Source organism: Nonomuraea sp. NPDC049158, from assembly GCF_040648335.1.
Lineage (GTDB): Bacteria > Actinomycetota > Actinomycetes > Streptosporangiales > Streptosporangiaceae > Nonomuraea.
In genome coordinates this window covers 76949-100805 of record NZ_JBEZDM010000009.1, presented here as the reverse complement: position 1 = coordinate 100805, position 23857 = coordinate 76949, and the positions used below count along the sequence as shown (strand labels likewise).

Genomic DNA, 23857 nt, shown 5'->3' with positions numbered 1-23857 from the left:
GCCACCGGGGGCCTAGAACACATGGACTACAAGCTCACCCAGAAGAGCCAGGAAGCTCTCTCCGGGGCCATGCGGCGTGCCGCCGCGGAGGGCAATCCGGAGATCGCGCCGGCCCACCTGCTGACCACCCTGCTCGCCCAGACGGGCGGCACCGCCGTCCCTCTGCTCGAAGCCGTCGGCGCCGACTGGAAGACCATGCGCGCCAAGGCCGAGGAGCTGCTCGCCGGGCTGCCGAAGGCGCAGGGCTCCACCGTGAGCGCGCCGTCGAGCTCCCGCCAGCTGCTGAGCGTGATCAACACGGCCGCGCAGCGGGCCAAGCGGCTCGAAGACGACTACGTCTCCACCGAGCACCTGCTCGTGGGCCTGGCCACCGACGGCGGCCAGGTGGCCGACCTGCTGAAGTCCCAGGGGGCGACCCCTCAGGCGCTGCTCGACGCCTTCGAGAAGGTACGCGGTCACGCCCGCGTCACCAGTGAGACGCCCGAGGACACCTACCAGGCGCTGGAGAAGTACGGCGTCGACCTGACCGAGCGGGCCCGGGGCGGCAAGCTCGACCCGGTCATCGGCCGCGACTCCGAGATCCGCCGGGTCGTGCAGGTGCTGTCGCGGCGCACCAAGAACAACCCGGTGCTGATCGGCGAGCCCGGCGTCGGCAAGACGGCCGTCGTCGAGGGCCTGGCCCAGCGCATCGTGGCCGGCGACGTGCCCGAGTCGCTGCGCAACAAGCGGCTCATCTCGCTCGACCTCGGCGCGATGGTCGCGGGCGCCAAATACCGCGGCGAGTTCGAGGAGCGGCTCAAGGCCGTGCTCTCCGAGATCAAGGAGAGCGACGGGCAGATCGTCACGTTCATCGACGAGCTGCACACGGTCGTCGGGGCGGGCGCCGCCGAGGGCGCGATGGACGCGGGCAACATGCTCAAGCCCATGCTGGCCCGCGGCGAGCTGCGCATGATCGGCGCCACGACGCTCGACGAATACCGCGAGCGCATCGAGAAGGACCCCGCGCTGGAGCGCCGCTTCCAGCAGGTCTACGTCGGCGAGCCCACGGTCGAGGACACGATCGCGATCCTGCGCGGGCTCAAGGGCCGCTACGAGGCCCACCACCAGGTCCAGATCGCCGACAGCGCGCTGGTCGCCGCCGCCGCGCTCTCCGACCGCTACATCACCAACCGCTTCCTGCCCGACAAGGCCATCGACCTGGTCGACGAGGCCGCCTCCCGGCTGCGCATGGAGATCGACTCGCGTCCCGTCGAGATCGACCAGCTCCAGCGCAACGTCGACCGGATGAAGATGGAGGAGCTGGCCCTTTCCAAGGAGACCGACGAGGCCTCCATCCAGCGGCTCGAACGCCTGCGCAAGGAGCTGGCCGACCGCCAGGAGGAGCTCAACGCCCTCGTCGGCCGCTGGGAGCTCGAGAAGGCCGGTCTCAACAAGGTCGGCGAGCTGAAGAAGCAGCTCGACGAGGCCAGGAGCGGCGCCGAGCGGGCGCAGCGCGACGGCGACTTCGAGGCCGCCTCCCGGCTCATGTACGCCGAGGTGCCGCGCCTGGAGCAGGCCCTGCGGGCCGCCTCCGACGCCGCGACGCCCGACAACGCCATGGTCAAGGAGGAGGTCGGCGCCGACGACATCGCCGAGGTCATCTCCTCCTGGACGGGCATCCCGGCGGGGCGCCTGCTGGAGGCTGAGACGGCCAAACTGCTGCGGATGGAGGAGGAGCTGGGGCGGCGCCTCATCGGGCAGCAGCAGGCCGTACAGGCTGTCTCGGATGCCGTACGCCGGAGCCGGGCCGGGATCTCCGACCCCGACCGGCCCACGGGCTCGTTCCTGTTCCTCGGCCCGACGGGTGTCGGCAAGACCGAGCTGGCCAAGGCGCTGGCGGAGTTCCTGTTCGACGACGAGCGGGCGATGACCCGCATCGACATGAGCGAATACTCCGAGAAGCACAGCGTCGCCCGGCTCGTCGGCGCGCCTCCCGGCTACGTCGGCTACGAGGAGGGCGGCCAGCTCACCGAGGCCGTCCGGCGGCGGCCCTACACGGTCGTGCTGCTCGACGAGGTGGAGAAGGCCCATCCCGAGGTCTTCGACATCCTGCTGCAGGTGCTCGACGACGGCCGGCTGACCGACGGCCAGGGCCGTACCGTCGACTTCCGCAACACGATCCTGATCCTCACCTCCAACATCGGCTCGCAGTTCCTGGTCGACCCCAAGCTGGAGAACGGCGCCAAGCGCGAGGCCGTGATGGGCGCGGTGCGCAACTCGTTCAAGCCGGAGTTCCTCAACCGGCTCGACGACGTGATCCTGTTCGACGCGCTCGGCTCTGAAGAGCTGACGCGCATCGTCGACCTCCAGGTCGACCGCCTGGCCCAGCGGCTGGCCGACCGCCGGCTCACGCTGGAGGTCACCGACGCGGCCCGCGAGTGGCTGGCGCTCACCGGCTACGACCCGATGTACGGGGCGCGCCCGCTGCGCCGCCTGGTCCAGTCGGCGATCGGCGACAAGCTGGCCAAGGCCGTGCTGTCGGGCGAGGTCGTGGACGGTGACCGGGTCCTGGTGGACCTCGGCGACGACGAGCTCTCCATCGTCCGCGGCTGAGGCCCGGCAGCTGAGGCCCGGTAGCTGAGACCTGGTAGCTCTGGTAGCCGAGGTCCGGTAGGTGACGCCCGGGAACCGGTGGGTTTCCGGGCGTCGTCGTTCCACGATCGGCGGGTCGCGTCACCTGCCTGTGGGCAGGCTCGCGCCACCCACCGGGCCGGTCGCATCCGCCCTCTCGTGGCGTCCCTGGTCAGGACACCAGGGCGTCGAGGTCGTCTTCCGGTAGGCCGAGGTCCACCCTGATGCGGTAGCGAGTACGCAGCAGGGCCACGTGCTCGGGGTCGTCCTCGTCGCAGGCCAGGACCGCCTGGGTCGCCCACTCGTGCCCAGCCCGCAGGTCACCGTAGGCGACCAGGGTCTCGGCGATCGTGTGGGCGGTCGCCGTGGTGGCTCTGCCCTCCGCACGGATGGTCTCGATGACCTCCCTAGCCTCATCCGGCCGGTCGAGCTCGAAGAGCGTGTCGGCGATGCCGGCTCGCGGGTCGATGCTCGACTCCCCACCGTCCTCCATCGCACGCTGGAAACACTCCATCGCACGCGCGGGCTGTCCCGCCGCCCGCCATTCCTCGGCGGCCAGAACCAGGATGGATGCCCTGGAAACGTCGCCCGTCGAATAGCCGAGCGCGACGTCGTACAGCCGCTTGGCCAGCGAACCGTGGTCGTCGGCCAGCAGTGCCTGCTCTAGCAGGCGATCAAGGTGCTCACGGGTCACATGCGCCACACCGCGAGACTACCGAGCCGCTTGCGGTTTTGCCCGGTCAATACACATCGCGGATCTCGCACAGGTTCGGCAACGTAGCGTTAAAGTGTGACTACAGTCAGCGTGTCTGTACTGGTCGGAGGGGATATTACCGTCGCGCTCGTCCGCCAGTGGAGGGAGTCGCGATGGGCCTGTCCAGGCAGATGACCTTCATTTTGGTCTGCCTCGTCGTGCTGTCCGCCGTGATTCCGGGGGCGGTCGGCTACCTTTCGGCCCGTCTGGAGGCCATCGAATCGGCGGAGCGAAACCTGCACGCGCTTGAGGCGAGGCTGCACACCAGGATGGTCAGGGAGGCCCGTGACGCACGGTCGGTGACGTTCCTGACACCGTGCGCGCCGGGCACCGACACCTCTCGCACCCAGTCGCACCCGCCGCCCGCCTCCGCGCTCGTCCCGGAATCGGGCGACCGGCTCCAGTCCAGGTACGACCCTCGCGGCTCGACCCCCGCCTGGCTGCCGGAACTCCTCAGAGAGCTACACGCGGCTCACTGAACGCCCAGCAGCCCGACGCCTTCACGAGGCCCGTGGCCCTTCGTCGCGGGTCAGGACGCCTCCCGAAGGCCAGGACTTGAGCTGGCGGGACAGGAAGCCGCGGATCAGCTGCTTGGCCGCCTCGATGATCTCCGGCGCGCCGTCAGGATCGCGGCGGAAGGCCAGCTTCAGCACCGCGTCGCCCGCTTCGACCGCGACCAGCACGGCCATGTCGAGCTCCTGGCTGTCGGCCAGCCCGAACTCCTTCAGCAGCAGCCCGCGCAGCCGCCCGGCGATCACCATGTTGTTGTCGGAGTCGGAGTCGAGCAGGTTGAGGTCGACCACGTCGCCGAAGCGCAGGTTCCTGAATCCGGGCACACTCCGGTGCATGTCGACGAACTCGTCGATGATCGCGTCGACCGCCTCCCACCAGCCGCGGTAGTCCTCTTCGAGGAACCGGCGGCCGACGCGGGAGACGAACTGCTCGACGTTGCGCCGGGTCAGCTCCTGCGTGATGGCTCGCTTGTCGGGAAAGAACTGGTAGACCGACCCGATCGCGACGCCGGCTCGCTCGGCGATGCGGGTGGTCGAGAGCCCCTCGTAGCCGATCTCGTCGAGCAGCTCGGCGCACGCGTCGAGCATCCGCTCGACGCGGCGGGCACTGCGGCGCTGCGTCGGCCGTCGCCGGAGCGATTTGGGCGCTGCGCAGCCGTCTTCAATCATCGGGGAGGACACGTGCTCCATCTTCCCCCCAAGTGCACGATCGTTACCTGGCGAATGGCGGATTTCTCGTGACGGAGGTCACTCTCGCGAACCGCCGCAGCGCTCCCGGCGAGATCCTCGACAGCGCGTAGCCGATCTTCCCCTCCGCGTTGACCGGCACAACGGCCTGGTCACGGTGTACGGCGCGGAGGATATGAGCGGCGACGCGCTCGGGCGGGTAGCCGCGGCGGGCCAGCCCTCGTTCGGCCGACTCCCTCATGTCCGGTCCGACGTACGTGGCGTTGCGCGCGATGGGTGTGGACACGAAACCGGGGCAGATCACGCTGACCCCGATGCCCTGCCCGGCCAGCTCCGCTCTCAGGCAGTCGCTCAGCATCTTCACCCCCGCCTTCGAGGTCGAGTAGGCGGGCAGCAGTCGCGAGGGGACGAACGCGGCCGCCGAGGCGATGTTGATGATGTGGCCGCCTTCTCCGCGTTCGACCATCTGGGCGGCGAACAGCCGGCAGCCGTGGATGACGCCCCACAGGTTGACGTCGAGGGTCCTGCGCCAGTCGTCGACCGAGTGGTCGAGGAACGGCCCGCTGACCGCGATCCCGGCATTGTTCACCACAATGTCCGGCACTCCATGCTCAGAGCGGATATTTCTGGCGAAGTCTTCCATCTGGGTGGTGTTGGCGACATCGACTTGTACGGCGTGTGCCGTACCGCCGAGGTCCTTGGCGATGCCGTCAGCCGTACGCGCCGCCGCTTCGCGATCGAGGTCGGCGCAGACGACCTCGGCGCCGTGCGCCGCGAAGGCCCGCGCGGTGGCGCGCCCGATGCCGCTGCCCGCACCGGTGATCACCACCAGCCGCCCGTGAAAGGCCTTGCGCCCCTCCTCGACGCGGGCCCCGCGCAGGCTCCTGGTGGGCGCGCCGCCGTCGGCGTGGGTGGCGAACTCGGCGATCATCCTGGCGATGACGTCGGGATGGCTGCGCTGGACCCAGTGCCCGGCCGCGATCTTGCGGTGCCAGAACTTGGGGACCCCCTCCCCCAGCGCGGCCAGCAACGCCGGGCCGACGAACGGATCCCGCGTCGCCTCGATGAGCTGAACGGGCACGGCAACGACCGGATCACCCTCACCACCGTCGTCGCCGCCCCCGGTCATGTTGCTTCGGTAGAGGCACAGCCCGTTGCGGGCGTCGCTCCTCAGAGTCTCGGCCGGGTGGCCCGGCCTGGGCTCGAGGCCGTCGCCCCGCCGCATCGACCGCTCCAGGACTCGCGGCATGAACGTGCTCCAGGCCAGCTCGGGCAGCACCGGGAGCCGGAAGGCGCCGATGTACCAGGACTTGGCCGCCTGCGACAGGACGTCGCGCCGCCTGCCGTGCCGCATGAAGTGGCGTGCCCGCGCGAGCCCAGGTCCGCCGAAGCTGGTGAAGGAGGCGATGCGGTCCCGCAGGCCGGGACGGGTCACGGCGTCCCAGCCCTGCAGCGAGCCCCAGTCGTGCCCGGCGAGGTGGACACGGGGCTTGCCGATCGCGTCGAGCACCGCCGCCAGATCGCCCGCGAGCCGGTGGAGGGTGTAGTCGCCGGTGTGGCGTGGGGCCGTCGAGGCGCCCGCGCCGCGTACGTCGTAGCGGACCACGTGGAAGCGGTCGCGCAGCCGCTCGGCGACCTCGTCCCAGACCCGGTGGGTGTCCGGATAGCCGTGGATGAGGACGATCGTGGGGTCGCCGGGATCGCCTTCCTCGAAGACCGCCAGCCGTACGTCATCGGACTCGACCCAGCGCATGGCGACCTCCTATTGGACGTGAAGTCCAATGATAGATCTCGTCAAGGGCGGGCTGCCAGCCCCGTACAGGATCGCAGGGCCCGCCAGTCGGCCACCGCCTGGGTCTTGGCCGTGCCCGTCATCGGGATCGGTATACCCCCCTGGATGGTGGCGGGCGTCCACTGGTCCTTGAGCACCTTGCGGCCCTTGATGGTGAGCGTCAGCACGCCGGTCCTGCCGGTGGTGCCGGCCGTGGAGTTGTAGAAGACGAAGTTGCCCAGGCCGTAGCTGACGTAGCCGTTGCCGATGTACCCGGCGCCGAGCAGGATGTGCGCGTGCCCGCCGACCACGACGTCCGCGCCCGCCTTGACCAGTTTCGGGCCGAGCGCGAGCTGCGCCGGGTTGGGGCATTTCTGCATCTCGGTGCCCCAGTGCAGGTGCACGATGACGGTGTCGGAGTTCTTGCGTGCCTGCCGTACGGCCTGAAGCAGGCGGTCCTCGTCCTTGGCCGACGCGAGCCCGCCCTTGTCGGGCGTCGCCGTCCATGCCTGGACGAACTCGGCGTCGAGCACCTGCGTGGCCCCGATGATGGAGACCCGGTTGCCGTTGACGGTCTTCCTGTACGGCTTGTAGGCCTGGGTGGAGTTCGCCCCGATGCCCACGATCGGGAACTTGCTGCGCTTGATCGCCGCCAGCGAGTCGGCGAGCCCGGTCTCCATGTAGTCCATGCCGTGGTTGTTGGCCATCGACGCCACGTCCACCCCGGCGGCCTTCAGCGCGCCGAACGCCGTCTCGGGCGCCCTGAACGTGTACTGCTTGCCGGGCGCGGGCGTGCCACCCGTTGTGATCGCCGTCTCCAGGTTGACCATCGCCAGGTCGGACGAGCGCAGCACCTGCGCGATCGGTCCGAGCGCCGTGCGCGGCGCGGCGAGCCGGTTACGGAGCCCGCCCTCGAAGTGCACGTCCCCGCCGAACGAGATCGTGTACGGCTTCCGGGTGGGGGCGGCGGGGGTGGTTTCGACGGGCGCTTCCTTCGGTTTCTCCGCCGCCTGTTCGCTCTTCAGCGGCTGCTTCGACTCGGCCGCCGAGCACGCGGCGGCCGAGGCCAGCAGCACGGCGAGGGGCGCCGCGAGAAGGGGGCGGGGGACTCTCATGTGCGGCTACTTCCGCTCGATCCTGACTTTCAGCCATCGAGCATGCCATGACCGGATGAATCGCGCGCTACCTAGGGGCGCTGACCTTTGGTCATGAGACCGGTCATGTCATGAGGTCGAGAAACCGCGGGGTTACGACGCCGAGGCAGCGCCGGCCATGAGGCGGGTCATGGCGTCGAGGCACCGCTGGTCCTGCGGCGAGTAGACGATCATGCGGGTCTCCGGCGCCGACGAGAGGTGGAAGCTGGTCGTGCTGAAGCCGATCCGGCCCATCTCACGATGCTCGTACGTCTTCACCCGCGGCCCGGGCTCGGCCACGTCCTGCCTGGCCCACAGCCTGGCGAACTCGGCGCTCTCCGCGGCGAGCCGCCGGACGAAGTCCTGCCAGCACGGGTCGTCGGTGTGGCGGCTGTAGGCGCCCCTGAAGACGGCGACGGCGCGCGGCAGCTCATGGTCGCGGTTGACGAGCATGGTCGTCCACGAAGGGCTGATGAACGTCTGCCAGAGCGAGTTGCGCTCGCCCTCCGGGGCGTCGACGATCTCGGGAAAGATCGTCGCGTAGGCGGGGTTCCAGGCCAGCACGTCGCAGCGGCTGTTGGTGATGCACGCGGGCATCGCGCCGAGCTGGTCGAGTATGGCCTGCATCTCCGGCGTCACCGGAGTGGAACCGGCCAGAACGGGCGTGCCCGGCTGGCCCGCCAGCCGGTAGAGGTGCTCCCGCTCGGCGGTGTCGAGCCGGAGCGTACGCGAGATCGCGTCGAGCACCTGGCTGCTGGCGTTGATCGGCCGCCCCTGCTCCAGCCACGTGTACCAGGTGACGCCCACCCCGGCGAGCTGGGCGACCTCCTCGCGGCGCAGGCCGGGAGTGCGCCTGCGGGGTCCCGGCGCCAGATCGACCATCTCAGGGGTGATCCGCTCGCGCCGGGTGCGCAGGAACGCCGACAAATCGGAGCGCCTTGCCTCTGTCACGGTCACCCCTTCACTATGGTGGAGCGGGCGTAAGCCATCCAGGTGTTGTTAATACCAGTATAAAGGGGCTCTCGTTACTGGTACTGGTTTGCCGCCAGACTCTATCTATGACCCAATCTGCCCATCTTGCTCCCCCGATCCCGGCCGTACAGCCGGAGAAGGGCAAGGCCAGTGGGCTGCTCCTCGCGATCATCCTCGTAGGACAGTTCCTGGCCATCTTGAACGTCAACATCGTCAACGTGGCCACCCCGACCATCGAGGCCGATCTGCACTCATCAGGTGCCGGGCTGCAGATGATCGTGGCGGGATACACCATCGTCTACGCCGTCCTGTTGATCACCGGTGCCCGGCTCGGCGACCTGCTCGGCTACCGCAAGGCCTTTCTCGCCGGGCTCGCCTTCTTCACGCTCACCACGCTCGCCGCGGGGCTCGCGCCCACGACCGGCACGCTGGTCGCCGCCCGGCTCGCCCAGGGCGCCGGGGCCGCGCTGATGATGCCCCAGGTCATGACGCTGATTCAGCGCAACTACCAGGGCGCGGCCAGAGGCCGGGCGCTGGGACTGTGGTCGGCGGTGGTGAGCGGCGGCATCGTGGTCGGCCAGGCGCTCGGCGGGATCCTGCTCGGGCTCGGCGCCGGCTGGCGGATCGTCTTCCTCGTGCTGGTGCCGATCGGCGCGCTGCTGCTGATCGCGGGTCTCCGGGTGCTCCCCGCCGACCACGGTGGCGGCCAGGGCGGGCTCGACCCATGGGGTCTGGTGAGCCTGTCGGCCGCCGTGCTGCTGTTCGTGGTGCCGCTCGTGCTGGGCAGGGACCTCGGCTGGCCGCTGTGGGGCTGGGCCTCGATGGCGCTGAGCGCGGTGGTCTTCGTGGTGTTCGTCCGCGTCGAGCGTTGGGTGACGAGCCGTGGCGGGCGCCCGCTGGTCAACGCGCGCGTGCTGCGCGCGCCCGGCATGCGGCCGGGGCTCGCCGTGCTGCTGCTCGGGCCGGCCACCTGGGGCGCGTTCCTGTTCACCTCGGCGCTGCACCTCCAGGGCGACCTGCGCCTGTCGCCGCTGGCCTCGGGCATGATGCTGGTGCCGTGCGCGCTGGCGTTCGCGCTCGTGGGCCTCTGCTGGCCGCTGCTGCCGCCCGGCCTCCAGCGCTCGCTCGTGCCCTTCGGCTACGTGGTGGCCGCGCCGGCCTACCTGGGTCTCGGGCTCGCCTCCGGAGGCGGCGTCCTGTACGCGGTCATGAGCGCGCTCATCGGCGCCGGACTCGGCGTGCAGGTCGCGGTGACCAACATGGCGACCCAGCAGGTGGACGACGTCTACGCCGCCGACGCGAGCGGGGCGCTCCTCACGGTGATGCAGCTCGGCCAGGTGATCGGGGTGTCGACCGTGGGCACACTGTTCATCTCCCTGAGCCAGGGTGGGGGCACCGGCTCCGCGTCGATGGCCACCGCTGTGGCGCTCGCGGCGCTGGCCGTACTGGCCGGGTTGAGCTCGATCTTCCTGGTACGGCGCCGCTGAGACCCTTCTTGGTACGGCGCGGCTGAGACCTGTACCAGTCCTTTACTTGAATCATTCAGGTTTAGCGCTAGCGTGTCCGGATATGGGGGACAACGACCTAATTCGCCAGGCGGGTCTGCGGGTGACCGCGGCCCGCTTGGCGATCATGCGGACCGTGCGCGAAGGCGACCACCTCGATGTGGAAGCCGTCCACCGCGGCGTGCTCGACCGTGTGGGTCAGGTGTCCCTTCAGGCCGTCTACGACTCGCTGCACGCGCTGCACCAGGCCGGACTGCTCCGCAAGATCGAACCCATGGGCAGTCCGGCGCGCTACGAGGCCAGGGTGGGTGACAACCACCACCACCTCGTCTGCCGGCGCTGCGGCGGCATGACCGACGTCGACTGCGCGACCGGGATGGCCCCGTGTCTGGCGCCCGTCGACGCGGCCGGATTCGTCGTGGACGAAGCCGACGTCACCTACTGGGGCGTCTGCCCGAACTGTCAACGATGATTTTCGGAGGACCGCGCTGATGACGAACAGGCCTATCTCCACCGACGACGCCGGCATTCCCGCGCCGAGCGACGAGCACTCGCTCTCCGTCGGCCCCAACGGCCCACTTCTTATGCAGGATCACTATCTGATCCAGAAAATGGCGCACTTCAACCGGGAACGTGTTCCCGAGCGCGTCGTACACGCGAAAGGCGGCGGCGCCCACGGGGTCATGCGGATCACCGAGGACGTCAGCCAGTTCACCAAGGCCGGCCTCTTCCAGAAGGGCAAGGAGACCCCGCTCTTCCTGCGCTTCTCGACCGTCGCCGGCGAACTCGGCAGCCCCGACACCGCCCGCGACCCGCGCGGGTTCGCGATCAAGTTCTACACCGAAGAGGGCAACTACGACCTCGTCGGCAACAACACCCCGATCTTCTTCATCCGTGACCCGCAGAAGTTCTCCGACTTCATCCACAGCCAGAAGCGCCGGGCCGACAACCACCTGCGTGACAACAACATGCAGTGGGACTTCTGGACCCTGTCGCCGGAGTCGGCGCACCAGGTCACGTTCCTCATGACCGATCGCGGCATCCCGGCCTCGTGGCGGCACATGCACGGCTTCGGCTCGCACACCTTCCTCTGGTACAACGCCGGGGGCCAGAAGTTCTGGGTGAAGTACCACTTCAGGACCGAGCAGGGCATCAAGAACTACACCGGCGAAGAGGCGGCCGCGCTGCTCGTCGACCCCGACCACCACATCCGCGACCTGCACACGGCCATCGAGGCGGGCGACCACCCGTCGTGGAAGGTGAACGTGCAGATCATGCCGTTCGAAGCCGCGGCCGACTACCGCTTCAACCCCTTCGACCTGACCAAGGTGTGGCCGCACGAGGACTACCCCGAGATCACGATCGGCAGCTTCACCCTGAACCGCAATCCGCGGAACTACTTCGCGGAGGTCGAGCAGGCCGGCTTCGAGCCGTCGAACCTGGTGCCCGGCATCGGCGCCTCACCGGACAAGATGCTGCAGGGCCGCCTGTTCTCCTACCCCGACACGCACCGCTACCGGATCGGCCCCAACTACCTGCAACTGCCGATCAACCAGCCGCGCGCCGCGGTCAACTCCTACAACTTCGACGGTCCGATGGCCTTCAGGAACTCGCAGGACCCGGTGTACGCCCCTAACAGCGTCAACGGCCCGGCGGCGGACCCGGCGTTGTACGAGGGTGAGAACTACCAGGTGGCCGGCGAGATCATCCGGTCCGCGTACACCAAGCACGCCGAGGACGACGACTACGTCCAGCCGCGTGCTCTCTGGGAGAACGTGCTGTCCGACACGGACCGCGCGCACCTGGTGAGCAACATCGTCGGGCACGCCTCGGCCCCCGAGGTCACCTCGGAGATGAAGCAGCGCGTCGTGGAGTACTGGAACAACATCCACAAGGACCTCGGCGAGGGCGTCTCCAACGGCCTCGGCCTCTCCTGACAGCGCACGCGAAACGGCCCGCGCCCATGTTCCGTGGCGCGGGCCGTTCCCGTTGTGGGTGGTCCAAATGAGGGGCAGAGGGCTCTTCGGCTGGAGTCGTCAGACCGTACTCCGCGATCGAGGACTGATCCCCTGCTTCTGACAAGGTGTGGCTAGTTGATCTCCAACGCGGTTCAAGCCAAGATATGAAGATCTTCGGATCTCGCGTACAAGGTCGAGCTGGAGTGCGTGGCGGCCCTGATGGTGTTGTGCCAGCAACCTGCCAGGGCCGTTTTTCATGAAGCGGTAGCGGCGAGCGAGCTCAGGTCGAACTCGCCGTCACGGACCCCCGCTGTGAAGGCGGCCCATTCACTCGGCGTGAAGACCAGAACGGGGCCGTCCTGCTCCTTGCCGTCTCGCAAAGCGACGTTTCCGTCGGCAAGGGGCGCGACTTCGACGCAGCTGCTCGCGCCGTTGCAGAAGCTGCTCTTCTGCCAGGTCGCTACCACGGGATCGATGTACATTTTCTCCCCAAACGGGCGAAAGGGGCACCATTGCCCCTTGTTGTGATCTGTGTCGCTAGCCCCGCCACATCATGGCCTTGCGCTGGATGAGGACACGTGACTCGTCCTCGTCGAGCGCTTGGGACTTGATGTAGTCGAAGGCCTCCTCATATCCAGCCACTCGTCCCAGGTCCTCGACGAAGTTGGCCGTGTAGAGCTGCTCCAGGTATACAACATCGTCGAATTCCGCGAACTTCAGATGGATGAACGCCCCCGTGTTGACGGGGTGCAGCGCATCCGTCGCCAGCACCTGCACGCTGACGTGCGGCAACAACGACATCTCCAGGAGATGCTCCATCTGCGCACGCATGACCGAGGGCTCACCGAAACGGCGCATCAGGGCCGGCTCGTCGAGCACGAAGCGTAGCTCGGACGGTTGTGGGCGGTGCAACACCCGCCGCTGCCGATCCAGGCGCGCCTCGACCCGGCTCCGGACACCGCTGTGCGTGATCCGTGAGATGCCACGGACGGAGAGGACGACCTCCCGTGCGTAGTCCTCAGTCTGGAGGAGACCAGGCACGATCTGGGGTTCCCAGTTGCGCTGGAATGTCGCCTCCGCTTCCAGCCCGAGGAATCTTGTGTATTCCTCCGGGAGGGCGTCTTCGTAATCCTCCCACCACCCGCGCTGATCCGCATCCCTCAGCAGGGCGAAGAGTTCGTCACGTTTCTCACTGTCGATCTTGTAGAGCTCTGCCATTGCCTTGATGTCCTCGGCACTTGGCATGGTCTTGGCCGCTTCGATCCGGCTGATCTTGCTGGGACTCCAGCCCAGGTCACCAGCTGCCTTGGCCCCCGTCAGCTTCTTTCGTTCGCGGAGGAGACGTAGCTCCTGACCGAGTCTGAGCCTGCGAACAGTCGGACTGCCCTGCTGCGATGGCACCGTCCACTCTCCTCGTCGGAAATGAAGGTGAATGAAGGTGAAGGTGTAACGGTGAAAGGCCGCTTAGCCGTTCGGTCAATCTTACACTGCAACTTGCACGAGCACTGCCACTGAGGCTTGCCGTAAGGGTTTCACGGAGTGAGCATAAGGGGCAAGAGGGGGCCCAACCCGGCGCGGCCGGCAGCCGCCGCTTCCCCTCCTCCGCTCTGGTCTCAGGAGCATCTGACGGTTGGCGTGCAAGTTGCATCCACACATGCACCGCAAACTATCAAGCAAGGTCCGAAGAAAACTAAATCTTCTCTTGCTGAATGTATTGCACCAGGCCCATCCGGGAGAGACGATCGAGCCCTGGAAGGTAACCGAGGGATGGGGGGCCGAGATGACGACACGGCCTACCACACCGGGCCTACCGCTTTTCATCGCTGGCGGCCACGCGGGCCGCACCTCCGGCAACGTCGCCGTCCCGGATCTGAATCTCTGCCCCAGGGAGGCCACTTGCCGGAAGGACCCCGTACGCATCTGACTGACCACAGCGAATGTCGCTCATTCGAGCACGCAGAAACACGAAGAAGCCAGACCCAGGCTGACCACCTATTAGCCGCTCAAAAGGGCTGCCACCCTGCGGCGTCACCGGTCATCAGCCTGCGATCCGGCGAAAGAACCCACCTCGAGTAATGCCGCGAAAGAGGTGTTCCATGTACTCACAAGGTACCAAGGGACTCAGCCGAATCAAGACCCGGATCCGGGAACTCATGGCATGGGCGGATCGAGAGATCTGCATGGAGCCGGATGAGTTCGCCTACCGGCGCGGCTGGACCGTGGCCAAGACCGGATTCGGCGCCCGTCGCTACCGCGACCCCCGATTCGACCAGCTCACGATCCCCTCCCGAATCGCCGAGGAGGTGTCCTGAGATGTCGAGGAACCCACGCAACCAGATCTACCCCGCCAACGAGGACCTGCCGCCCGCCCGTACCGGGCTGACTGCCAGGCTCTGGCGGATCCGTACCGAGTTGCTGCTGATCGGGGCACTCAGCCTGTTCGTGCTGACCCTGCTGGGCGGGACCCAGCAGGGCCGGTGGTGGCCGTTCATCATGCTGACCAGCGCGATCTCCGCGCCCGCGGTGACCAGGACCGGTCGCAACTGGGTGACGGCGCACTTCTGGTGCGTGGCGTCCAGGCACCGCCTGCAGAAGACCTGCCTGGAGACCACCATGCACACCCGCGCGGGCCGGATCCCGCTGGTGTTGTGGATCACGCCCACGCGTACGGGCGAGAAGGCCCTGGTGATGACCAGGGCGGGCATCTCCGCCGCGGAGTTCGAGGCGTACGCCGAGGAGATCGCGGCCGCGTGCTGGGCCAGGAGCGCCAACGTCTACCGGCATCGCAAATGGGCGCACCTGCTGATCGTGGAGATCGTCCGGCGTGACGAGCTGCCCGGCGCCGCCTCCCCCGGACTCGACCGGCTCTACGGCCGCGCCTGGGCCTCTCTGAGGACCGACCTCGAGGAGCCTCCTGATCTGGCCAGGCCGTTCGCCCTGCCGCAGGTCGGCTGACGGCCTGCCCATGACCTGGGGAGTGGCGGCTCGGGCCTGGGCCGAACGCTCCCCAGTGCAAGCCCCGGAGACCGCGGGGGCTCCGGGGCTTCCCCATATGTGTCGTACGAGCAAAGATGAGTTCCACCGACGAACTCAGGAGCCGTGATGACGTCGACCGTTCACCGGACCTGTCCCCTGTGCGAGGCCGTGTGCGGCCTGACGCTCACCCTCGACGAGGGCGGGCACGTGACGAGCGTGCGGGGCGACAAGGACGACCCGTTCAGCAAGGGCTTCATCTGCCCCAAGGGCGCCAGCCTGGGCCGCCTGGACGAGGACCCCGACCGGCTGCGCAAGCCGCTGATCAGGGAGGGCGAGCTCTGGCGCGAGGTCGGCTGGGACGAGGCGTTCGCCGCCGTCAAGCAGGGCCTCGACCAGGTCACGGAGCGGCACGGCCGTCAGTCGGTCGGCGTCTATCTCGGCAACCCCAACGTGCACAACATGGCGGGCCAGCTCTACGGCACGCCGCTGCTCAGGTCCCTCGGCACCCGCAACATCTTCTCGGCCAGCACCGCCGACCAGATGCCCAAGCACGTCGCCAGCGGGCTGATGTTCGGCCATCCGCTCGCCGTCCCGGTGCCGGACCTCGACCGGACCGACTACCTGCTCATGCTGGGCGCCAACCCGCTGGAGTCCAACGGCTCGCTGTGCACCGCGCCCGACTTCCCCGGCCGGCTCAAGGCGCTGCGCGCCCGCGGCGGCCGGCTCGTCGTGGTCGATCCCCGCCGTACCAGGACCGCCGGACTGGCCGACGAGCACGTGTTCGTACGGCCGGGCACCGACGCCTACCTGCTCTTCGGGATCGCGCACACGCTCTTCGCCGAGGACCTGACCACGGTGTCCCACGAGGTCAACGGCCTGGAGGAGTTACGCGAGGCGGCCAAGCACTTCGCGCCCGACGTGGTGTCCCGCCGCACCGGCGTGCCCGCCGAGGTGATCGTCCGGCTGGCCAGGGAGCTGGCGGCGGCCAGGACGGCGGCCGTCTACGCCAGGATCGGCACGTGTACGGCCGAGTTCGGCACGCTGGCCCAGTGGCTGGTGGACGTGCTCAACGTGCTCACCGGAAACCTCGACCGGCCCGGCGGGGCCATGTTCGCCAAACCCGCCACCGAGTTCGGCCTGGCCCGCCGCCCCTACACCGTGGGCCGGTGGAAGAGCCGGGTCAGGGGCCTGCCCGAGGCCAACGGCGAGTTGCCGGTCGCCACGCTCGCCGACGAGATCGAGACGCCCGGCGACGGGCAGATCCGCTTCCTCCTCACCGTGGCGGGCAATCCGGTGCTCTCCGCGCCGCACGGCCCCCGGCTCGACGCGGCCTTCGGGCGGCTCGACTTCATGGTCAGCGTCGACCCCTACCTGAACGAGACCACCAAGCACGCGAACGTCATCCTGCCGCCGCCGCGGGCCCTCCAGTCGGGCCACTACGACTTCGCCCTGCTCAACTTCGCGGTGCGCAACTACGCCCGCTACTCGCCGCCGTCGCTGCCGTTGGACGGGCAGCCGTCGGAGGCGCAGATCCTGGCCAGGCTGACCATGATCGCCTCCGGGCAGGAGGGCGATCTCGATGAGTTCGTCCTCGACCAGATGCTGCGCAAGGCGGTCGACCTGCCGGGCTCGGGCGTGGAGGGGCGCGACGTGGCCGAGCTGCGGGCCGCGCTCGAAGGCGACTGCGGGGCCGAGCGCCGGCTCGACCTGATGCTCAAGCTCGGCCCGTACGGAGAGTGGGCGGGCAAGGGCGACCTGTCGCTGCGCAAGCTGCTCGACAACCCGCACGGGCTGGATCTCGGGCCGCTGGAGCCCCGGCTGGGCGAGGTGGTGAGGACCGCCTCCGGGGTGATCGAGCTCGCGCCGCCGCAGCTCATCGAGGATGTGGAGCGGCTGCGCGCCGGGCTGGAGCAGGAGCCGCCGGAGATCGTCCTGATCGGGCGGCGCCACCTGCGCTCCAACAACAGCTGGCTGCACAACGTGGGCCCGCTGGTCGGCGGCAGCAACACCTGCACGCTCCAGATCAACCCGGCCGACGTGGCCAGGCTCGGACTGGACGGGGAGGCCCTGGTCCGCTCGGCCACGGGAGAGCTCAGAGTGCCGCTCGAACCCACCGACACGATCATGCCGGGCGTGGTCAGCCTGCCCCACGGCTGGGGACACGCGGGCAGCGCTCAGCTGATCGCCGCCGAACACGCCGGAGTTAGCGCGAACATACTGACCGATGAGTCGACAATCGACGTTCCGTCGGGAAATGCCGTGTTCAATGGGGTTCCGGTGACGATTTTGCCAACCGGGGTGATCACCGCACATTAAGGTGTCGCGCGTGACTATCGCACCAGAAGAGGACCGCCTGACCGCCCAGATCGCCTTCGCCGTCGAGATCGACAAGTTGAAGCGGGTCATCCGCCGCAACCATCTCATGGACGGCTCACGGCGAGAGAACGACGCAGAGCACTCCTGGTACGTAGGCATGCTGGCCATGGTCCTGGCCGAGCACGCGCCACCCGACACCGACATTCAGCGGGTGGTGTCCATGCTGCTCGTGCACGACCTGGTCGAGATCGACGCCGGTGACACCTTCGTCTATGACACGGCCGCGGTGGCCGCCCAGCCCGCGGCGGAACGGGCCGCCGCGGACCGCATCTTCGCGTTGCTCCCGGGTGAGCAGGGGGCGGCGATGCGGGCGCTCTGGGATGAGTTCGAGGCCAGGGAGACGCGGGAGGCGAGGTTCGCCCGAGCGCTCGACCGCTTCGCGCCGATCCTGGCCAACCACCACACCGAGGGCGGCACCTGGCCGCTGTTCAAGGTGACGGCCGCGCAGGTCAAGGAGAAGGTGCGGCTCATCGAGGACGGATCGCCGTCGCTCGGGGCGTACGCGCTCGAGCTGGTCGAGCTCTCCATCGCCAGGGGTCACCTGTCCGAGTGATGCCCTTATGGCCGGGGTAGGGGACTTGTCGTGAAAGAGAAAGTACGAGCGAGAAGGCGGCAGTCGCGGCGTTTTGTGGGGCCGGTCGACCTGGCCGACCGGCTCGAAAGGTCCAAAGCCATGGACGAGCCGATCCGAGTGCTGGCCAAGGCCATACGCAAGGGGATCCGGCCGGGACGGCTGCGCGACTGGCTGCACGGCGTGCCCACGGGCAAACCGCTGCACCCGCCGCTCGCCACCTTCAGCCTGGGCTGCTGGATGTCCACCGCGGTGCTCGACTGGACCAATGCCGATCCCCGGGCCGCGCGGCTGCTGCTGGCCACGGGGCTCGGCAGCGCGCTGCCCACCGCGGCCGCCGGCCTGACCGACTGGTCGTCTCTCCATCGCGAGCAGCAGCGTGTCGGGTTCGTCCACATGCTGTCGAACGTGACCGCGCTGGGGTTCTTCTCCGCCTCGCTCGTGGCCCGGCTGCGCGGGAACGAGCGCGCCGGCAAGATGCTGACCATCGCCGGTCTGGGCGCCGGCAGTATGGGCGCCTACCTGGGCGGGAATCTGGCCTACCGGCAGGCGGCGGGCGCCAACCACGCGCCCCAGGTCACCCATCTCGTGCCGCTGGGCTGGCACGACCTTTGCCTGGTCAACGACCTGCCGCAGGGCCGCCCCGTGTCGCGGCGGCTCGGCTATATCCAGCTCTTCGTGCTGCGGCACAGCTCGGGCGTCACCGTGCTCGCCGACCGCTGCTCACACCTCGCGGGCCCGCTCCACCAGGGCCGGCTCGTCGTGGAGAACGGCGAGGCGTGCGTGGTCTGCCCCTGGCACGGCAGCACGTTCCGGCTGGTGGACGGCTCGGTGAAGCACGGTCCGGCGACCGCGCCCGCGCCGACGTTCGAGACTCGGATCCGCAGCGACGGCACGCTCCAGGTACGGCCGAGCATGACCTGAGCAGCGCTACGGACGGCCGAGCATGACCTGAACACCGCTTGACCTGAACATTGGTTGAAGTTCTACGGTCCGTCCATGAGCAGAATTCTGGTGACCGGCGCGACCGGCAACGTAGGCCAACACGTGATCTCCCAACTGGCCGGGGCGGGCCTCCAGGTCCGCGCCCTGGTCCGCGACCCGGAACGGGCGAAACTCCCGGAAGGGGTCGAGGCGGTCCAGGGCGACCTGTCCGTCCCCGAGACCCTGGAACCTGCGCTGAAGGACGTCGAGTCCGTCTTCCTGATCTGGCCCGGCTTCGCCGCCGAGACCGCCCGGGACGTGGTGAAGGTCATCGCCGCCCACGCGCGCCGCGTCGTCTACCTGTCGGCCGACGTCGAGGATCTGGCCGATGGTGAATCGCCGACGCTGTTCCACCAGGCGGTGGAACGCCTGATCAGGCACACCGACCTGAGCTGGACGTTCCTGCGGCCCGTCGGTTTCGCGGCCAACACGCTCGGCTGGGCCGACCAGGTCAGGCAGGGCGTGGTGCGCTGGCCGTACGGGGAGGCGCGCAGGTCGCTGATCCACGAGAAGGACATCGCGGCGGTGGCCGTGCACGTGCTCACCTCGGCCGGGCACGGCGGGGCCAAGTACGTCCTCAGCGGGCCCGAGCAGCTGTCACAGGCCGAGCAGGCGCGGATCATCGGCGAGGCGGTCGGCCGGGAGGTCCGGTGGACGGAGCTGCCGCTGGACGTCGCCCGCGAGCAACTGCTGGCCGCCTGGGGCGACGCCCGGTTCGTCGACGGCGCGCTCGCGGGCTGGGGCGCGTTCGTGGACACGCCGGAGCGGATCACGGACACGGTCCCGAAGCTCCTCGGCCGCCCCGCGCTGACCTTCCGTCAGTGGGCCACCGACCACGCGGCCGACTTCCGCTGACTCAGCTCTCGTCGGCCGGATGTTCCACCAGGGCCAGGATGCGGCTGGACATGAACCGCGCCGTACGCACCGCGGTGCCGCTCCTGGTCACCTCACTGACCTCGACCAGCCCCCGCCGCGTGGCCACCTCAACACGGCGGCCCGCGCGGGTGGCGACGATCTCGTAGGTGCGCGGGGATGAGTCGCCCGCGTCGATGACGATCTCCACCCGATCACCCTTCATGTACGGATTTATACCCAGAATGCCCGGTATTTATCCGTACACCAGTTTGATAATCGCGACAATTCCCACACACACGATGATGCCCCGCAGCACCGGAGCGGGGATGCGGCGCCCGACCTTGGCCCCGACGAACCCGCCCACCGTGGCCCCCAGCGCCACCGCCAGCACCGCCCACCAGTCCACGTGGGCGATGAAGACGAACAGCACGGCCGCGGTGCCGTTGACGATCAGGGAGAGCACGTTCTTGGCCGCGTTCACCCGCTGCAGGGGTTCGGTCAGGAAGCTGCCGAGCAGCCCGATCAGCAGCACACCCTGGGCCGCGCCGAAGTAGCCGCCGTAGATCCCCGCCCCCAGCACGCCGAGCCAGAGCAGCAGCCCGCCGTGGGGATCGTCGTTCTGGCGCCGGGCCGAAAGCCAGCCGTTGAGCTTGGGCTGCACCACGACCAGTACGCAGGCCAGCCCGATCAGCACCGGAACCACGACCTGGAAGACCCTCGGGTCGAGGAACAGCAGCAGGATCCCGCCGATCAGCGAGCCGATCGCCGAGGCGGGCCCGAGGCGCAGCAGCCGTTCGCGCTGCCCGGCGAGCTCGGCGCGGTAGCCGTACGCGCCGGTGAAGGAGCCGGGCACCAGGCCGATGTTGTTGGAGACGTTCGCCACGACCGGGTCGATGCCGACGGCCACGAGCGTGGGAAAGGTGATCAGCGAGCCCGACCCCACCACTGCGTTGATGGCTCCGGCCGCGACCCCGGCCGCGAACACCGCGACCGCCTCCCACACTGTCATCCGACAGAGCTTAGAGGCGGAGGCTTTCCCGGCTACAGGTCGGGGTCATCCTTGGGCGGTGAGAAGAGACCGCCCAGATTCTCCAGCGCCCGGCCCATCTCCGACGGGACGATCCAGATCTTGTTGGCGTCGCCCTTGGCGATCTCCGGGAGCATCTGCAGGTATTGGTAGGCGAGCAGCCGCTGGTCCGGTTTGCCCTCGTGGATGGCCTTGAACACCATCCCGATCGCGTCGGCCTGCCCCTTGGCCCGCATGGCCTGCGCCTCGGCCTCGGCCTGGGCGCGCAGCACGGCCGCCTCCGCCTCGCCACGGGCGCGCAGGACCGCCGCCTGCTGCTCGCCCTCGGCCGTCAGGATGGCCGCCTGCCGCTGCCCCTCCGCGGCCAGCACCGCGGCCCGCTTGTCGCGGTCGGCGCGCATCTGCTTCTCCATCGAGTCCTGGATGGAGGAGGGCGGGTCGATGGCCTTGAGCTCGACCCGGTTGACCCGGATGCCCCACTTGCCGGTCGCCTCGTCGAGCACGCCGCGCAGCTCGGTGTTGATCTCCTCGCGGGAGGTCAGCGTGCTCTCCAGGTCCATGCCGCCGACCACGTTACGCAGCGTGGTGACGGTCAGCTGCTCGACGCCGACCAGGAAGTTCGCGATCTCGTACGTGGCCGCCTTCGGATTGGTCACCTGGAAGTAGATGACGGTGTCGATCGAGACCACCAGGTTGTCGGAGGTGATCACCGGCTGCGGCGGGAACGAGACCACCTGCTCACGGAGGTCGATCAGATCCTTGATCCGGTCGACGAACGGCACCACCAGGTTGAGCCCCGGCTTCAGCGTGCGGTGATAGCGGCCGAGCCGCTCGATGATCGCCGCGGTCGCCTGGGGGATGATGCGGACCGTCCGCGTCACCCCGAACCCCACCGCCGCGACCACGACGATGGCGACGATGAGCTGCTCCGTGGACATGCCAACGCTCCGAGGCCGAGGGGATCGCCTTGGTAAATGCTAATGGGCGTTCAGCGGATTGACGCGATCTAGTGCGCGCGGGCGTACCAACGTCTAGTGCGCACGGGCGTACCAGCGTCCTTCAGCGCTGCGGTCGAGCGTCAGCGGCACCCCGAACGTCTGCGACAGGTTGTCGGCCGTCATCACGTGCTCCAGCGGCCCCTGGGCCACGACCGAGCCGTGCTTGAGCAGCAGCCCGTGGGTGAACCCGTTGGGCACCTCCTCCACGTGATGTGTGACCAGCACCAGCGTGGGTGAGCGGAGGTCGTTGGCGAGCACCGACAGCCGGCGTACGAGGTCCTCCCGGCCGCCCAGGTCGAGCCCGGCCGCCGGCTCGTCCAGCAGCAGCATCTCGGGGTCAGGCATGAGCGCGCGGGCGATCTGCACCCGTTTACGCTCCCCCTCGGACAGAGTGCCGAACCTGCGCCTGATCAGGTGCGCGGCGCCCATCATGTCGATCAGCTCGACGGCCCTGGTGACATCGTTGGAGTCGTATTCCTCGGTCCAGCGGCCCATGATCGCGTAGGACGCAGTCAGGACCAGGTCGATGACCTTCTCCTCCGGCGGAATGCGCTCGGCCAGCGCGGCGCTCGCCAGGCCGATGCGCGGCCGCAGGTCGAAGACGTCGGCCTGACCCAGCCGCTCGCCGAGCACCTCCACGATCCCCTCGCTCGGATAGAGCAGCGTCGCCGCGACCTGCAACAAGGTCGTCTTGCCTGCTCCGTTCGGCCCGATGACGACCCAGCGCTCGTCCTCGTTGACCGTCCAGTCGATGCCGCGCAACAGGGCTGCTCCGTCGCGCCGGACGGCGACGTCCTGGAGCCGCAGCACCTGACCACCCATCCCCGTATCCCTCCTTTAGGAGTAACGCTCGGGACAAACCTATTGCAGGGCGAGCGCATATCGTGGATCGGTGCTCCCTGAATCACCTGTCTCTCCTCCGCTGGTCGCCTGGGGCAACGCCTGGCTCGCCGGTCACGTCGGTCTCGACGAGGCCGTGGACCGGGTCGAAGCCGCCGCCGGTCCCGCCGTCGTGGGTCCCGCCGAGGCGCCCGGCTCCCCCGCCGTTGCCGTCGGTCCTGTCGCGGGCGACCTGCCGTTGCGTGCCTACCTCGCCGAGCTGCGATCCGACGGGCTGACCGAGCTCCGGCTCGCGCTGCCCGCGCCCGGCGACCCGCTCGGGCTCTCTGGGCCGCCCGTCTTCAACGCGGCCGCTGTGGAGGCCGGTCAGGCGGTCATCGCGGTGCTCTCCGACCGGTGCCTCGGGCTGGTGCCCTCGCCCGATCTGCGCGGGTCGTCCTACGTGGGGGTACGACTGGCCGTACACACCTCGGGGCCCGTACGCGTGGACCTGCCCTCCATGGCCGAAGCGGAGCGGGAGCTGTCCATCGCGATGCGATCGGCGACGGACGCGCTGACCTCGGTCGACGGACCCGCACCAGAGCGGCCCGACCGGCTGGGACGGCTCGGCGGCGAGCTGGCCCCCGGCTATCCGGGACGGGCGCACCGCGTCTCCACCCTGGCCACGCGGCTGGGCGCGGTGCTGCGGGTAGCCGACGAGAGGGGGCTCACCTCGGGCCAGATCGCGGCGAGCGGCGAAGCCCTGCGGGAGCTCGACCGCGCGGTACGCCGCGCCCTCGTAGCCGCGCACCACTCCATCTTCGAACCGGTCAGGCCATAGCTGCAGGCAGGTTTTCCCGACGATCCGGCCTTAGCCGCAGGTGGGTTTTCGGGATGATCCGGCCCGAAAATCGGACATTAGCCGGGCACGCGGCAGCGAATCCTGGTGGGTGGCTGAGCGGATGGCTGGCAGCTGCGCGTGTTTATCGCGGCGATGAGCGCGCCTGATCACCATCGACGATGGTGATCAGGCGCGCCGCCCCGAGTGAAAGGCCGGGGTATGACACAACCGCGGCCAACCATTCAGCCGACCGTCCACGGGCACGTCGTCGGCCGCAGCATGCTGCCAACGGGCAAGTGCCAGATCTCACTGGCCATATTCGCCGGACCGGTCGGCACCTACCGGCAGTGCTCGGAGCCAGCCAAGCCCCAGCGCGACCTGCTGGCCACCCTCGGCCTGCTCGCCTCAAGTGCATCACCGCACTGACCCCGCCGAGTAGCATCACTGCGCTGACCAGTCACAACTGTCAATGGCCATGAGGCCCGACTCGCCGACGACCCGGCGGCGG

24 protein-coding genes are annotated in these 23857 nt (G+C 68.8%); 13 read left to right on the top strand and 11 right to left on the bottom strand.

The annotated features are described in order from the left end of the window. Positions 1-21: 21 nt before the first annotated feature. Positions 22-2592 (top strand): ATP-dependent chaperone ClpB, encoded by a 2571-nt coding sequence (gene clpB, locus AB0B61_RS21065; protein WP_358434156.1) that lies wholly within the window; start codon positions 22-24, stop codon positions 2590-2592. A 190-nt stretch (positions 2593-2782) separates the two neighbouring features. Here the strand turns inward: clpB and AB0B61_RS21060 are convergent, their stop codons facing one another. Further along, entirely contained in the window at positions 2783-3313 is a 531-nt protein-coding gene (locus AB0B61_RS21060) for a tetratricopeptide repeat protein (protein ID WP_225299024.1), read from the bottom strand. Between the two features lie 164 nt (positions 3314-3477). Here AB0B61_RS21060 and AB0B61_RS21055 point away from each other — a divergent pair, with 164 nt between their 5' ends. Then, entirely contained in the window at positions 3478-3843 is a 366-nt protein-coding gene (locus tag AB0B61_RS21055) for a hypothetical protein (RefSeq protein WP_358434153.1), read from the top strand. Positions 3844-3864: 21 nt separating this feature from the next. On the opposite strand, the gene AB0B61_RS21050 is transcribed toward AB0B61_RS21055, so the two are convergent. The 4 genes from AB0B61_RS21050 to AB0B61_RS21035 all read right to left on the bottom strand — a co-directional run bounded on the left by AB0B61_RS21050 (position 3865) and on the right by AB0B61_RS21035 (position 8418). Next, complete coding sequence (locus AB0B61_RS21050; RefSeq protein ID WP_358434780.1) at positions 3865-4545, bottom strand: TetR family transcriptional regulator; 681 nt, start codon at positions 4543-4545, stop codon at positions 3865-3867. Between the two features lie 43 nt (positions 4546-4588). After that, positions 4589-6316 carry an SDR family oxidoreductase gene (locus AB0B61_RS21045; protein WP_358434150.1) on the bottom strand — a complete coding sequence of 576 codons (1728 nt, stop codon included), beginning with the start codon at positions 6314-6316 and terminating at the stop codon, positions 4589-4591. Positions 6317-6357: 41 nt separating this feature from the next. Further along, positions 6358-7449 carry a CapA family protein gene (locus AB0B61_RS21040; RefSeq protein WP_358434147.1) on the bottom strand — a complete coding sequence of 364 codons (1092 nt, stop codon included), beginning with the start codon at positions 7447-7449 and terminating at the stop codon, positions 6358-6360. 132 nt (positions 7450-7581) lie between these two features. Next, positions 7582-8418: a helix-turn-helix transcriptional regulator gene (locus AB0B61_RS21035; protein WP_358434144.1), complete on the bottom strand. Its 837-nt coding sequence runs from the start codon at positions 8416-8418 to the stop codon at positions 7582-7584. 107 nt (positions 8419-8525) lie between these two features. On the opposite strand from AB0B61_RS21035, the gene AB0B61_RS21030 reads away from it, so the two are divergent. The 3 genes from AB0B61_RS21030 to AB0B61_RS21020 all read left to right on the top strand — a co-directional run bounded on the left by AB0B61_RS21030 (position 8526) and on the right by AB0B61_RS21020 (position 11881). Next, on the top strand, positions 8526-9926 hold the full coding sequence (locus AB0B61_RS21030) for an MFS transporter (RefSeq protein WP_358434141.1): 1401 nt from the start codon (positions 8526-8528) through the stop codon (positions 9924-9926). Between the two features lie 82 nt (positions 9927-10008). Next, positions 10009-10416 (top strand): Fur family transcriptional regulator, encoded by a 408-nt coding sequence (locus AB0B61_RS21025; RefSeq protein ID WP_358434139.1) that lies wholly within the window; start codon positions 10009-10011, stop codon positions 10414-10416. Positions 10417-10435: 19 nt separating this feature from the next. Then, positions 10436-11881, top strand: coding sequence for a catalase (locus AB0B61_RS21020; protein ID WP_358434136.1), 1446 nt, complete (start codon positions 10436-10438; stop codon positions 11879-11881). A gap of 275 nt (positions 11882-12156) precedes the next feature. Here AB0B61_RS21020 and AB0B61_RS21015 read toward each other — a convergent pair whose 3' ends face one another. Together AB0B61_RS21015 and AB0B61_RS21010 are read right to left on the bottom strand one after the other, a co-directional pair. Next, complete coding sequence (locus AB0B61_RS21015) at positions 12157-12384, bottom strand: DUF397 domain-containing protein (RefSeq protein ID WP_358434133.1); 228 nt, start codon at positions 12382-12384, stop codon at positions 12157-12159. A gap of 55 nt (positions 12385-12439) precedes the next feature. Next, on the bottom strand, positions 12440-13303 hold the full coding sequence (locus AB0B61_RS21010) for a helix-turn-helix transcriptional regulator (protein WP_358434130.1): 864 nt from the start codon (positions 13301-13303) through the stop codon (positions 12440-12442). A gap of 695 nt (positions 13304-13998) precedes the next feature. On the opposite strand from AB0B61_RS21010, the gene AB0B61_RS21005 reads away from it, so the two are divergent. From AB0B61_RS21005 to AB0B61_RS20980, 6 genes are all read left to right on the top strand, one after another. After that, complete coding sequence (locus AB0B61_RS21005) at positions 13999-14214, top strand: hypothetical protein (RefSeq protein ID WP_225299041.1); 216 nt, start codon at positions 13999-14001, stop codon at positions 14212-14214. 1 nt (position 14215) lies between these two features. Then, positions 14216-14857 carry a hypothetical protein gene (locus AB0B61_RS21000; RefSeq protein ID WP_358434127.1) on the top strand — a complete coding sequence of 214 codons (642 nt, stop codon included), beginning with the start codon at positions 14216-14218 and terminating at the stop codon, positions 14855-14857. 147 nt (positions 14858-15004) lie between these two features. After that, positions 15005-17194, top strand: coding sequence for a molybdopterin-dependent oxidoreductase (locus AB0B61_RS20995; protein ID WP_358434124.1), 2190 nt, complete (start codon positions 15005-15007; stop codon positions 17192-17194). 1 nt (position 17195) lies between these two features. After that, entirely contained in the window at positions 17196-17807 is a 612-nt protein-coding gene (locus tag AB0B61_RS20990; RefSeq protein WP_358434122.1) for an HD domain-containing protein, read from the top strand. Between the two features lie 120 nt (positions 17808-17927). Further along, positions 17928-18749 (top strand): Rieske 2Fe-2S domain-containing protein, encoded by an 822-nt coding sequence (locus AB0B61_RS20985; RefSeq protein ID WP_358434119.1) that lies wholly within the window; start codon positions 17928-17930, stop codon positions 18747-18749. A 75-nt stretch (positions 18750-18824) separates the two neighbouring features. Continuing rightward, on the top strand, positions 18825-19664 hold the full coding sequence (locus tag AB0B61_RS20980; protein ID WP_358434117.1) for an NAD(P)H-binding protein: 840 nt from the start codon (positions 18825-18827) through the stop codon (positions 19662-19664). Position 19665: 1 nt separating this feature from the next. Here AB0B61_RS20980 and AB0B61_RS20975 read toward each other — a convergent pair whose 3' ends face one another. The 4 genes from AB0B61_RS20975 to AB0B61_RS20960 all read right to left on the bottom strand — a co-directional run bounded on the left by AB0B61_RS20975 (position 19666) and on the right by AB0B61_RS20960 (position 22511). After that, positions 19666-19887 (bottom strand): hypothetical protein, encoded by a 222-nt coding sequence (locus AB0B61_RS20975; protein ID WP_225299053.1) that lies wholly within the window; start codon positions 19885-19887, stop codon positions 19666-19668. A gap of 30 nt (positions 19888-19917) precedes the next feature. Continuing rightward, positions 19918-20673 carry a sulfite exporter TauE/SafE family protein gene (locus AB0B61_RS20970; protein WP_358434114.1) on the bottom strand — a complete coding sequence of 252 codons (756 nt, stop codon included), beginning with the start codon at positions 20671-20673 and terminating at the stop codon, positions 19918-19920. A gap of 32 nt (positions 20674-20705) precedes the next feature. Continuing rightward, complete coding sequence (locus AB0B61_RS20965) at positions 20706-21629, bottom strand: SPFH domain-containing protein (RefSeq protein ID WP_225299057.1); 924 nt, start codon at positions 21627-21629, stop codon at positions 20706-20708. A gap of 93 nt (positions 21630-21722) precedes the next feature. Further along, positions 21723-22511, bottom strand: a complete 789-nt coding sequence (locus tag AB0B61_RS20960) for an ABC transporter ATP-binding protein (protein ID WP_225299059.1) — start codon at positions 22509-22511, stop codon at positions 21723-21725. 70 nt (positions 22512-22581) lie between these two features. Between AB0B61_RS20960 and AB0B61_RS20955 the strand changes: the two genes are divergently transcribed. Together AB0B61_RS20955 and AB0B61_RS20950 are read left to right on the top strand one after the other, a co-directional pair. Further along, positions 22582-23349 (top strand): hypothetical protein, encoded by a 768-nt coding sequence (locus AB0B61_RS20955; RefSeq protein ID WP_358434110.1) that lies wholly within the window; start codon positions 22582-22584, stop codon positions 23347-23349. A gap of 219 nt (positions 23350-23568) precedes the next feature. Further along, positions 23569-23775 (top strand): hypothetical protein, encoded by a 207-nt coding sequence (locus AB0B61_RS20950; RefSeq protein WP_358434108.1) that lies wholly within the window; start codon positions 23569-23571, stop codon positions 23773-23775. Positions 23776-23857: the final 82 nt, after the last annotated feature.